General features: G+C 65.0%; 7 protein-coding genes. 1 reads left to right on the top strand and 6 read right to left on the bottom strand.

What is annotated here, in order from left to right; genetic code table 11:
• The 6 genes from BLW56_RS08830 to xseA all read right to left on the bottom strand — a co-directional run bounded on the left by BLW56_RS08830 (position 1) and on the right by xseA (position 10,910).
• A complete protein-coding gene (locus BLW56_RS08830) occupies positions 1 to 3,147 on the bottom strand; it encodes a TonB-dependent receptor domain-containing protein (RefSeq protein WP_256203360.1) in 3,147 nt (1,048 codons plus the stop codon).
• A 264-nt stretch (positions 3,148 to 3,411) separates the two neighbouring features.
• Positions 3,412 to 4,893, bottom strand: coding sequence for a 2OG-Fe(II) oxygenase family protein (locus BLW56_RS08825; protein WP_093510158.1), 1,482 nt, complete (start codon positions 4,891 to 4,893; stop codon positions 3,412 to 3,414).
• 92 nt (positions 4,894 to 4,985) lie between these two features.
• A complete protein-coding gene (locus BLW56_RS08820) occupies positions 4,986 to 8,000 on the bottom strand; it encodes a TonB-dependent receptor domain-containing protein (RefSeq protein WP_256203359.1) in 3,015 nt (1,004 codons plus the stop codon).
• Positions 8,001 to 8,267: 267 nt separating this feature from the next.
• Positions 8,268 to 9,200 (bottom strand): M23 family metallopeptidase, encoded by a 933-nt coding sequence (locus tag BLW56_RS08815; RefSeq protein WP_093510157.1) that lies wholly within the window; start codon positions 9,198 to 9,200, stop codon positions 8,268 to 8,270.
• On the bottom strand, positions 9,197 to 9,409 hold the full coding sequence (locus BLW56_RS08810) for a DUF2093 domain-containing protein (protein ID WP_039576993.1): 213 nt from the start codon (positions 9,407 to 9,409) through the stop codon (positions 9,197 to 9,199). Before BLW56_RS08810 ends, BLW56_RS08815 begins: the two co-directional genes overlap by 4 nt.
• A gap of 76 nt (positions 9,410 to 9,485) precedes the next feature.
• Positions 9,486 to 10,910, bottom strand: a complete 1,425-nt coding sequence (gene xseA, locus BLW56_RS08805; protein WP_093510156.1) for an exodeoxyribonuclease VII large subunit — start codon at positions 10,908 to 10,910, stop codon at positions 9,486 to 9,488.
• On the opposite strand from xseA, the gene purD reads away from it, so the two are divergent.
• Complete coding sequence (gene purD, locus BLW56_RS08800; protein WP_093510155.1) at positions 10,909 to 12,186, top strand: phosphoribosylamine--glycine ligase; 1,278 nt, start codon at positions 10,909 to 10,911, stop codon at positions 12,184 to 12,186. The two genes, xseA and purD, sit on opposite strands and share 2 nt — an antisense overlap.
• Positions 12,187 to 12,211: the final 25 nt, after the last annotated feature.

Genomic DNA, 12,211 nt, shown 5'->3' with positions numbered 1-12,211 from the left:
TTAAAAGTCCAGCGTGAAGCCTGCGAACAAGTAACGGCCCAGCGCGTCATAGGTCGCCGGATAGGTGTTGCCGTTGCACGGACCCGTCGGACACAGGTTCGAACCATCGACGCCCGCATTGCCCGACGTCACCAGCGGCGGCTGCTTGTCGAACAGATTGTTGACGCCCAGACGGAAGGTGTAATTGTCCGAGACGTTGAACGTCGTCGTCAGGTCGAAGAAGCTGTACGACTTGATGCGCGCGCCCGGATCGAAGATCGAGTCCGGATCAGCGTTCAGCGACTGGCTGGCGCTGGTGGTCTCGGCCTTGACCTTGCCGATGAAGCGCCACTGGAACGAAACGCCGACACCGTCCGCGAACTGGAAGGTCGAGCGCAGCTTGTGGCGCCATTTCGGCAGCATCGAACCACCGGCGGTCGTGCCGCCCGAGCTGCAGACCGGGCCATAAAGTCCGGCGCAGTCGTAAGGCGCGGTGATGCCGTTATCGACCTTATACTTGTCGAGATAGGTGCCGACGAAGTTGAACGACAGCGTGCCGAGGTCGCCAATTTCCTGGCTGTACGCGCTGTTGATTTCGACACCGCTCGTGTGGACGCGGCCAAGGTTCGACGGGATATTGTCGACATAGCCGCCCGGGGTCAGCCACAGCGACCCGGCAGGGTCGCGGAAGATGAGGCTGCACGAGAAGGGCGTCGAGGTCGCCGTGGCGTTGAGGGTACAATCCTTGAGGATCGCATCCTGCGCCGGCGGCTGGATCGCATTCTTGAGCTTGATGTCGAACCAGTCGACCGTCAGCGAGAAGCGCGGCAGGAAGCCGGGCTGCAGGATGACGCCCAGCGTCTTGGTCGTCGCCGTTTCGGGCTTCAGGTCGGGGTTGCCGCCCAGAAGACCGTTATACTGACCAGCCGGGTTCGCGGTCGTGCCCTGCCCGACGGCAAGGCCCTGCGCGATACAGCCATAATCGGTCGCGGTGATCGTGCGGCCTGCGCACGGATCGCTCGCACCGTTCAGGCCGACGGTCGGCGTCGAGAACAGTTCCTGAATGTTCGGGGCGCGGACCGCACGGTTATACTGGCCGCGGAACCGGATATCGCGAACCGGCGCCAGTTCAAGCTGCAGCTTGTAGGTGTCGGTGTCATATTTCCGGTCGGCGCTCGTCTCGTACCACGACTTGCGATAGCCACCGCTGAAGGTCAGGTCGTAGATGAAGCTTTCCTGCACCAACGGAACCTGCGTTTCGGCGAAGAATTCATAGACGCGGAAGCTGCCCGACAGCGGCAGCGTCGCACCGCCCTGACCGGTCAGATCGCCCGTGCTGAACGCATTGTCGGTCTTGAGGTCGAGCGATTCCTTGCGCCATTCGAAACCGATGTTCGCGCTGATGCCATCCTGCGCCCACGGCAAGGTCATGCCATATTCGCCGAGCAGGCCGGTGAACGACACGTTGGCGACCTGTTCCGACGTATACCCCTTCTGGAAACCGGTCGCCGACAGATAGGCGATCGATTCGGGGCTTGCGCCGCCGGCTCCGTTGAAGATGTTATAAGGAACGCAGGTCGGATCGCTGCCGTCGATGACCGAACGGCAAACCGGATCGAACGCAGCGGTGCGCGGATCGTCGATGACGTTCAGCGCGCGGCCGAGGCGGGCGACCGAGAATTCGTTCGAATAGACCTGGGTGTAGTTCGAACGGCCATATTGATAATAGGCGTCATACGACCAGGCCTTGCCGAGGTCGCCCTTCGCACCGATCACGCCGCGGAAGTTGGTGTGCTGCAGATCGCTCTGACGCGGACCGCCTTCGACGTTGCGGCGCAGAACCTGGAGGAAGCCCTGATTATAGGTGTTGCCGAGCGAGTCGGTGAACACCAGCGCCGGCGCGCCCGGTCCGGGCGCTCCGTTGGCGATCGTGTTGTACGGCGCCGCGATGGCGGTCGGGAAATTGCCGATATAGCCGTTGATCAGGTTCGGATTGGCGCAAATGACGGCGCGCTGGGCGGCCGACATCAGCGCGTTGTCGCAGTTGATCGTCAGCGTGTTGCCGAAGTTGCCCGACGGAGCGATCTGGGCGACCGTGCGGTCGTCCATGAACATGAACTCCATGTACGGCTTGATCGACTCGTTGATCTCATAATTCGCGAACAGGCCGGCCGTGTAGCGTTCGTCGGGACGCTGGAAGTGGTTCGTCGGCGCGAAATTGTACCGCGAGGTGGTGTTTTCGAAGCCGCCGCCCGGCAGGAAGCTGTAGACCGTCGACGACGCCGTGTTGAGCGTCGGGTCGAACAGGATCGCCGTGCCCGTGGCGTTGGTCAGCGAGCCGCCGCAGTTCGGAACACCGCCACCCGTGTTCTGGATCGTACAGGCGCTATAGTCGCGGTTCGACTGAAGCACGGCCTTCGCCTTGCGGTAGCCGGCATAGGCGACGATGTGGCCGCGGCCGTCGTCGAAGGCGGCGCCGAAGGTCGCGGTCAGGTCGACCGTGCCGCCATCGACGACGCTCGAGGTCGGATAGCCGAAGCCGCGCGCATCGAGGATCGGCGGGGTCAGCTTGTTGCGATTGGTGTGCTGGAAGACGCTATACTGGCCGTCGAGGCGGAAACCGGTGAAATCGGTATCCATCACGAAGTTAACGACGCCCGCGACCGCGTCCGCACCATAGGTCGCCGAAGCGCCGCCGGTCAGAACCTGAACATTCTTCAGCAGCGAGGCCGGGATCATGTTGATGTCGGCGGCCGAACCGCTTCCGGGGCTGGGGTCGCCCGGCAGCAGGCGGCGGCCGTTGACCAGCGCGAGGGTACGCGTGGTGCCGAGGCCGCGAAGGTCGACCGTTGCCGTGCCGTCAGCGCCGTTTGCGGCGGTCGACGACTGGCTGGCGAACACCGAAGGCAGCGAATTCAGCATGTCTTCGACGCGGGTCGTGCCCTGCAGCTTGATGTCTTCGCTGGTGACAACGGTGACGGGGGCGGCCGATTCAAGATTGGCCTGCGGGATACGCGAACCGGTGACGACGATCGTCTCTTCGGCGCCGGCATTGTCTTCCGCAGTCGTGTCCTGCGCCATGGCTGGCGCGGCACTTGCGAGAAGGCCGATACCGAGAACGAACGGCGCAACGCCGATCTTCAATTTCGTGATGTTGGTGGTTTTCACAGTGCAGTCCCTTGCTACTGATGGTTCCGTTACCAAGGGCGCGCGTGTTCCGACGGCAAATATCGTCACACTAAACGCCCCGGATGCTTGCGGAATGATCCCCGATACTGGCCGAGTAAAGCAATTTCCTGTCATTTGTGTCGTTTGCGCAGCGATTGTGTCTGAATTGCAACAGATGGCAAAGAGCAACCGAAACGGAGTTATCGGCGCCATCAGGCCGCGAAAACGGCTCGATCTTTAGGGGTCGGGTGGGCGATCTGGGCGCTATCCGGCCGCCGCGACGTCGAAGGCGACGGTCAACCGCTCACCCGCAGCGAAGGGCAAGGTGCCGTGCCACATCGTCGAGGGGAATAATATCAACCGTCCCGCCACCGGCTCGATCGTGCGATACGCAGGCAGATCGAGTCCGAGCTCGTGCGGCGGTGCCCCCAGTTGCAGCCAGCCTGCCGGCTCGGGCCCCATGTCCGCCGGCGGCGGTAGCGCGACATAGAAGGCGGAACTGATCCAGCCTTGCGGATGGATATGGTTGCTGTGATGGCCGGCGCCGGTCAGTCGCACCGACCAGGACCCCGAAAAGCCGAAGCTGCGACCGACGTGCCGCCGCGTCGGGTGCGCGGCATCGCGCGGTCCGATGCCGCCGACATGGCCCCGCACCGCATCGACGATGGCGGCGCGCAGCTTGCGGATTTCGGGCTCCTCGCGCGCAAAAAGCGGCCCGTCGGTCTGGGTGCCGCCGCGCACCGACTGGCCGAGCGGCGCCGCCTTGGCACGGTGCAACGCACGGAGACGCTCGGCGAGCGGGACGAGAAGATCGGCAACATCAAGGTCGACGACGCCGATCAACGCCGGGTCGCCCTCCAGCCAGTCGATCCGATCGTCACCCGTCAGGCGCCACGCCAGCGAGACATAGGGCCAGATACGGTTCGCCTCGGCATGATCGCGCCAGCGTTCGGCGAGCGCCGCCGCCGCATCGGCGCGCCGGGTACGCAGCAAGTGACGAAGGTGGCGTTCGACGATGCCGATGTCGGCTCGGCCGGCAAGCGCCGCGAATAATCGGTCGGCCCGGTCCGTCTCGCCGAGTTCCGCCGCACAGGCCGCCTCGAGCGGCATCAGTGCGTCCGGCGTATCGATTGCCGCTTGCGCTTGTCCGATCGCCGCCGCGGCGTCGGCGTAACGCTCGACATGTATCAGCAGATTGACAAGCTCGCTCCAGAGCGCCGCCGATTGCGGCATCCCGGTCAGCGCTTGCCGATAGCCGTCGGCGAACCCGTCCAGATCCCCCGCCAGCCACCGCAGCCGCGCCAGCGTCGCCTGACCGTCGAACCACAAAGGATTGTTCCGGACGATGTCGGCGAGCCCGTTTATGGCTTCGTCGGCATGCCCCTCGGCAATTTGCGCCGCCGCGCGGCCGAGCAGTAGCGAACCGTCGCCGGGCGCCAGTGCGCGGGCGCGCTCGAACAGCGCCGTTGCCGGCCGGCCGGCCTCGAGGCTAGCCTGCGCGACGCCATAGACGGGTTTCAGATCGGCAGGTGTCAGCCGCGCCGCTTCGGTGAAAGCCTTGACGGCGGCCGCACTGTCATTGAGCGCGCGATGGAGCACACCCAGGGTCTGCCACAGGCGTGGATTGCGCGGATGCTCGGCGATCACCGCTTTTAACAGCGGCAACGCGTCTTCGCCGCGTCCGGCGTCGCGCGCGTCGAGCGCCAGATCGATGGCTTGTTCAGGGGATTGAACCGGGAAAGACATGGCGGACAGCCTATAATCATCTCAGCCGATGCTCGATAAAAAAAGGGGGCGGACCCAAGGCCCGCCCCCCGATTTTTTTCAGTTCGAGTGCCTCAGAACTTGAGACGCGTCGTGACCGAATAGCTCCGTCCGATCGTGTCATAGAGCGACGGGAAGGTGTTGGCATTGTTGAATGCCGTACCACCGATCGTCGCGCCCACCACCGGCGGCTTCTTGTCGAACAGGTTTTCGACGCCAAAGGTGAACGTGAAATTCTCGTTCACTTCCGCCGCGACCGTCAGATCGAAATAATCATAGGCCTTGATGCGTTCGTAGGCGTCAAAGATATTCGCCGGATTCGGACCCGCGGTCTGCGGGACATCCAACGCCGGACGCTGGCCTGCCGGCAGGGCAGCGGGTTCCAGACGCACGCTCGAGATGTGATTCCACATCAGCGAGATATCGAACGGTCCGTTCGAGTAGGTCAGGCGGCTGTTCCATTTCCATTCGGCGCGCGGGTTGGTGCAGTTGGTGCTGTAGTAGCCCGTGCAGTCGCGATTGATCGCGTTCGGCGTTGCCTGGAAGTGGTAATAGTCGAGCCACGTGCCGTTGAAGCTGAACCGCAGACCGCTGTCTTCACCGAGGTCAAGACGATAGGTCAGACCAAGGTCGATACCTGCCGTTTCGATCTGGCCGAGGTTCGAACCCGCCAGGATAACCCCCGGGGTTTCGCCAGCGCCGTTGAGCGACCCGTTGTTCGGGCTACGCTTGATCAGATCGCAGAACGCATTCGGCGTCTGGCTCGGATTCAGCGCGGTCGAATAGCAACCGTTCAGAATATCGCCGGCAGCCGGGTTGCTGATCGCATCCTTCACCTTGATGTTGAAATAATCGACGGTGAGGGCGAGGCTCGGCACGAAGGACGGCTGGAGCACCACGCCCAGCGTCCAGGTCTTGGCCCGTTCGACATCGAGGTTGGGATTGCCCGAAGTCGTCGCGTTGATCTGACCCGAGGTCGGCGACGAGATGTTGCCGATCGAAGCAGCCGGCGCACCGGTGTACTGGCAGAGTGCTGCAAGCTGCGGGTTCGCCGTCGGCGACCCGGGCACGCCAAGCTGGCTTGCCTGACACGGATCGGTACCCAGGTTGTTCAGCCCCGTAACCGGCGACTGGAACAGTTCCTGGATGTTGGGCGAACGCGCCGCGACCTGGTACATGCCGCGGATCTTGTAGCCCCGTACCGGTTCCCAGCTACCGCCGGCCTTCCACGTCGTCGACGTGCCGGTGGTGTTGTAATCCGAATAACGAAGGCCAGCTTCGAGCGACAGATCATAGAAGAAGGGCTTGTCCTCGACGATCGGAACGATCAGTTCGCCGAAGATTTCCTTCACCGTGATGCGGCCGAAGTCCGCCGGCGTGCGTGCGCCCGTACCCAGAACTTCGCTCTGGATCCGCGACGGCGCGTCCGGGTTGCTGCGCGACGAGAGGTTGCGGTGCTCGACACCCAGCGAGAAGGCGACAGCCTTGTCCGAGAACGGGCTCGAAATCCCGAACAAATCGCCCGAGATGTTGGCGCCAACGACGCTCAGCTTCGTCACGCGACGGATCTGCGCGTCGAGGTCGATGAAGTTCAACATGTCCGAATTGATCGAACCCAGCGGGCCGAAGAGGTTGATCGGAACGCAGCCGTTGCTCGTGTCGTAGCAGACCGGATTGTTGTTCGCGTCACGACGCGACAACAGGGCCTGCTGCAGACGCGAATAGGAACCCCAGTTTTCGCGGGTCTGATTCTGCGTCGTTTCACCATATTGGCCGAACACGTCGTACCGCAGCGTCTCGGTGATGTTGCCGCGCAAACCGCCCTGGATCTGGAACTGGTTCGAATCGACCTGGTTACCGCGTGCGCCGAATTCGACGATACGGCGACCCGGCGAAGCCGCAACTTCACGATAGTTGGGGTCTGTACGCGACGTGGCCGTCGCAGCAGCGGTACATTGTGCCGCCGTCAGGCCAATCGCGCCGCAAAGCTGATTGCGAGCGGCAACCGGCAGATAGGCGTTGCTGATCGGGATCACGAACGGATTGCTGAACGTGCCGGTGGAGGCGAGCTGAATACGCGCCGAGTTGCGCGTGAACATGCCGCTGGCATAGGCTTCGACATTGTCGCTGATTTCATAGCGAGCCTGAGCGTAAACGTTGAAGCGTTCCAGCGGTGCCTGAACATACTGGAATTCGTTGGTGTTATAGGTGTCCGACTGCAGTGCCGGGCGGAACACGCCGAGCACGGGATCGAAGGCAGCGCCGAAATCGCTGGCCGCAAGGCCCAGCGCGGCGTTCGACGGCGAACCCTGAATGATCGTCGGGACCGCAGCCGTAGCGCCCTGGAAATTGCCGTTCGCGATCGAACGCGGGAAACGGCCGACTTCGCGGTCCACCGAAAAGACCGGCTTGCGGTCGGTGTAGCCGAGCGCGAGGACGACGTTACCGCGATCATCGTCGAAGCTGGCGCCCATCACCACGTCGGCGCGGAACTGCTGGCCGTCGCCGCGTTCGGTGATACGATAGGATGCCGACGCGTCGAGACCCGTGAAATTGCGCTTGGTGACGAAGTTCACCGCGCCGGCGACGGCGTCCGCACCATAAACGGTCGACGCACCGCCGGTCAGCACGTCGACGCGTTCGACGAGTGCGATCGGGATGTTGTTGAGGTCGGTGAAACCGTCGAGGCCGAACGGCACGATGCGGCGGCCGTCGAGCAGCACCAGCGTGCGCTGCGACGAGTTGGAGCCGGCCTGGTTCAGGCCGCGAAGGTCGACCTGCGAGCTGCCGTCACCGCCGTTGTTCACTGCCGGGCCAAGCGCCGGGCGAACCGAAGGCAGGTCGCGGAGCAGATCTTCCGCCGTGTTCGGCTGCTTATACTGGATTTCTTCGGTTCCGACGACGGTAACCGGGCTCGAAATCGTGAGGTCGGGACGGCGGATGAGCGTGCCGGTAACGACGATTTCAGGTTGGCTCGACGCGCCCTCTTCGGCGGCGTCCTGCGCAAAGGCAGGCGTCGAGACGAGGGCGAGCCCCAGCACCAGCGGTGCCGCGCCCAGTCTCAATTTCGAATCTATGATCTTCTTCACAATGCAGTCCCCTTACTGCTGTTCCCAGGATACCCGGGCGCCATCATGCAAGCGAAGAACCGCCCCCATAATCCACCCCGATACGCCGGGGATGGCGGGTCGTCTGTGGCGAGTAAAGGGGTTTCACCGGCGGAATCCGCCGTTTCAAAACCGATTGTGACGAATTTGCAACAAATCGGGAAATCGGCGAAACACTATGTGCGGCATCGCCGGATTCGAGACATTTTATTACTTAGCTAGCGAAGCCAGCCCACCGAAGTTACACGCCTAGCCGCCGTTCGGCCCCGCGAGTTTCCCCGGATCAAGCCGCGCATCGCGCCACTTCAGTCCCCAGTGCATATGCGGCCCCGTGGCGCGTCCCGTCCGCCCGACCGTCCCGAGTTTCTGCCCCTGCACGACGCGGTCGCCGACCTTTACGTCGAGCCGCTGGCAATGGAGAAAGGCACTCGACAGCCCCATGCCATGGTCGACAATCAACAGATTGCCTTCGAGGGTAAAGGGCGCGGCCGCCGCCAGCACGACGACCCCGTCGGCCGGCGCCACGAACGGCGTTCCGGCTGGCACAGCGACATCGGTGCCGCTGTGATAGGTGCCGGGCTTGCCCTGATAGACGCGCTGCGATCCGAAGAAGCCCGACAAGCGCCCCGTGACCGGCCAGCGAAATTTCTGCCGCCAGCCGTCGGAGGCGACCTCCATGTTGCGCGCTGCCGCGATCTCAGCGAGTTCGGCGGGACGGCGGCGCTCGAAATCGGCGTCGCTCGACGCGCTGCCGCGCCATGGCGCGTTGATATGTTCGAGCCGCCAGCTTCCCGGAGCGACCGCGATCGCGCGCTCGACCGACCGCCCGTCGGCCAACGTCGCGACCAGCCGCGCGCCCGGCCCGGCATCGCGGTCGAACGCGATCAGGAAGCGCCCGTCGGCGGCAAAAGGGATCGCCTTGCCATCGAGCGTAAGCGCGCTGGTATCGCTGGGTACCTGCCCGACCATCACCGCCCCCTGTTCGGCGAGGCCGGTCAACGTAAAGTCTGCGCGAATGGGGTCGCGCGGCGGAGCGGGAGTCACAGATGGCGCGGTGACGGGCGGAGCTTCGGCGCGCGGCGCGAGCCGCGCCTCGGTCTCGGCGGGCGGAACGCAGCCTGCGGCGACGATCAGCAGCGCCAGCGTCGCCCCATGCCGCCGCCAATCCTTCGCGACCCTCATGCCTTGCGCGCGGCGTCCAGTTCGGCCTGCACCGATATCTCGGCGGTGGCGTAGGGCTCCTGCCGCGCGACCGACCAGTAACGCAGCTCGTCGAGCCCGATCGGCGCGCCGCTCACCGCGCACAGCACATGATCGCCGGGCGCGAGGACGCGAAAGCCGTTCGGTCCATATTGCAGGCGGGCGAGGCGGTTGCGGCTGGCGATCAACATGATTCTCTATCCATTCGGCGGTCCATAATTGCCCCGACTATAACAGCATCGCGCCGCGCGGCCACCCCCGCCAGGCTCAGAAAAGCTCGCCCTGCCCCCGTCTAGGCTCCGCGGGCGGCGCTTTGCGCGCGGGTCGGGGCGCGGGCGGAGCATCATCGCCGCCATCGACAACGACCGGCACTTCGCCCTCGGCGAACTGCAGCTGCAGATGGCCGGCAGCGCGTGCCTTCGCCGCGGTCGTGACGATCGTCCCCTCCTTGTCGCGCACCATCGCATAGCCGCGCGACAGCAAGGCGCGCGGGTCGAGCGACGTCAGCAACCGCCCCAGCCCTTCGAGCAGCGCGCGGTCGCGGTCCCAACGCCGCGCAAGCAGGCTGGGCCGTAGCGCCGCGCCGCGCGTCGCGAGCCGCTCCGAAATCACCGTCAGCCGATGCCGCTGGCTGCGGTCGAGCCGGTCGCCCGCATCGTCGAGCCGCTGCCGCTGCGGCGCATAGAGCGCATCGCGCTTCGGCAAATGCCGCGCCAGCGCGGTCAGCCGCTCGCCCGCCAGCGCCTGATGCCGGTTCGCCGCGCCGATAATCCGCCCGTTCCATGTCGCGAGCTGCGACATCAGCTCGGCGCGCACCGGCACCGCCATTTCGGCGGCCGCGGTCGGGGTCGGCGCGCGGACGTCGGCGGCATAATCGGCGAGCGTCACGTCGGTCTCGTGCCCGACCGCGCTGATCGTCGGGATGCGGCAGTCGGCGATCGCGCGCACGACCACCTCTTCGTTGAACGCCCACAGATCCTCGATCGACCCGCCGCCGCGCGCAACGATGACGAGGTCGGGCCGCGGCACCGGTCCACCCGGCGCGATCGCGTCGAAACCGCGGACGGCACCCGCGACCTGCGCCGCCGCACCGTCGCCCTGCACCAGCACCGGCCAGACGATGACATGCGTCGGACAGCGATCGGCGAGCCGGTGGAGAATATCGCGGATCACCGCCCCGGTGGGCGAGGTCACGACCCCGATCGTGCGCGGCAGATAGGGCAGGCGGTCATATTTGCGCTCGCGGTCGAACAGACCCTCGGCGCCCAGCCGCGCCTTCAGCTTTTCGAACAAGAGCATTAACGCGCCCTCGCCCGCGACCTCGAGCGTATCGACGACGAGCTGATATTTGGAGCGCCCCGGATAAGTGGTGAGCTTGCCGGTCGCGATCACCTCGATCCCGTCCTCGGGCCGGAACGCCAGCCGCCCTGCCTGCCCCTTCCACATCACCATATCGATCAGCGCATTGTCGTCTTTCAACGCGGCATAGAAATGCCCCGACGCCGCCCGTTTCGTTCCCGACAATTCGCCCCTTACCCGGACCCGCGCAAAGCCGTCCTCGACCGTCCGCTTGATCGCCGCGGATAATTGGCTGACCGACAAGGCAGGCGCATTGTCCCCCGGCGCTGCCTCGGCTAACAGCCGCGCTTCGGTGCCATCGTCGGACGCCGTATCGGGAAAAGGGACTGACATGAATATCCTGCTGGTGGGCTCGGGGGGCCGCGAACATGCGCTCAGCTGGCAGTTGGCACAATCGCCAAGCTGCGCCAAGCTCTATGCCGCACCGGGCAACCCGGGGATCGAACTCTACGCCGAATGCGTGCCGATTTCGGTCGACGACATCGACGGCCTGATCGCCTTCGTAAAGGCTCATGCGATCGACTTCGTCGTCGTCGGCCCCGAAGCCCCCCTCGTCGCCGGCCTCGCCGACCGCCTTGCAGAGATCGGCATACCGGCGTTCGGCCCGTCGGCCGCGGCCGCGCGGCTCGAAGGCTCGAAAGGCTTTACCAAGGATCTCTGCGCGCGCGCGTCGATCCCGACCGCCGCCTATGTCCGCTGCACCAGCGCCGAAGAAGCGCTCGCGGTGCTCGAGGGCTTTTCGATCCCCGTCGTGATCAAGGCCGACGGCCTCGCCGCGGGCAAGGGCGTGATCATCGCCGAAACGCGCGAGGAGGCCGAGGCCGCGATCGACGACATGTTCGATGGCGCCTTCGGCAGCGCGGGCGCCGAAGTGGTGATCGAGGAATTTATGACCGGCGAGGAGGCAAGCTTCTTCGCGCTGTCGGACGGCAAGGACGTCATCGCCTTCGGCAGCGCGCAGGATCATAAGCGCGTCGGCGACGGCGATGTCGGACCGAACACCGGCGGCATGGGGGCGTACAGCCCTGCTCCCGTCCTCACGCCCGAACTCGAAGCGGCAGTCATGGACCGCATCATCCGCCCGACGGTGGCGACGCTCGCCGCAGAGGGTACGCCCTATGTCGGCGTGCTGTTTGCGGGGCTGATGCTCACCGACGAAGGGCCGAAGCTGATCGAATATAATTGCCGCTTCGGCGATCCCGAATGCCAGGTGCTGATGATGCGCTTCAAGGGCGATTTCGCCGCGCTGCTCCACGCCGCCGCGAGTGGAACGGTCGCCACCGCCGACGCGCCCGCTTTCTCGCACGACTATGCGCTGACTGTCGTGATGGCGGCAAAGGGCTATCCGGGTACCCCCGAAAAGGGCGGCGCGATCCACCGCATCGCCGATGCCGAAGCGGGCGGCGTGCGCGTCTTTCACGCCGGCACCGCTCGCGAGGATCGGGTGATCGTCGCCGCCGGTGGCCGCGTGCTCAACGTCACCGCGACGGGCAAAAGCGTCACCGAAGCGCAGGCACGCGCCTATACCGCGGTCGACAGGCTCGATTTCCCGAGCGGCTTCTGCCGCCGCGATATCGGTTGGCGGGAGGTCGCGCGCGAAACCGAATGACATTTCCTGACGAGGAAATTCATGG

It is taken from the genome of Sphingopyxis sp. YR583 (genome assembly GCF_900108295.1).
In the GTDB taxonomy this organism is placed as follows: Bacteria; Pseudomonadota; Alphaproteobacteria; order Sphingomonadales; family Sphingomonadaceae; genus Sphingopyxis.
This window is presented reverse-complemented; position numbering and strand designations above follow the sequence as displayed.

Excerpts from the sequence above, each read along its gene's own strand:
- BLW56_RS08825 (WP_093510158.1), bottom strand. The coding sequence starts at position 4,893 with ATGTCTTTCCCGGTTCAATCCCCTGAACAAGCCATCGATCTGGCGCTC.
- BLW56_RS08815 (WP_093510157.1), bottom strand. The coding sequence starts at position 9,200 with ATGAGGGTCGCGAAGGATTGGCGGCGGCATGGGGCGACGCTGGCGCTG.
- BLW56_RS08810 (WP_039576993.1), bottom strand. The coding sequence starts at position 9,409 with ATGTTGATCGCCAGCCGCAACCGCCTCGCCCGCCTGCAATATGGACCG.
- purD (WP_093510155.1), top strand. The coding sequence starts at position 10,909 with ATGAATATCCTGCTGGTGGGCTCGGGGGGCCGCGAACATGCGCTCAGC.
- xseA (WP_093510156.1), bottom strand. The coding sequence starts at position 10,910 with ATGTCAGTCCCTTTTCCCGATACGGCGTCCGACGATGGCACCGAAGCG.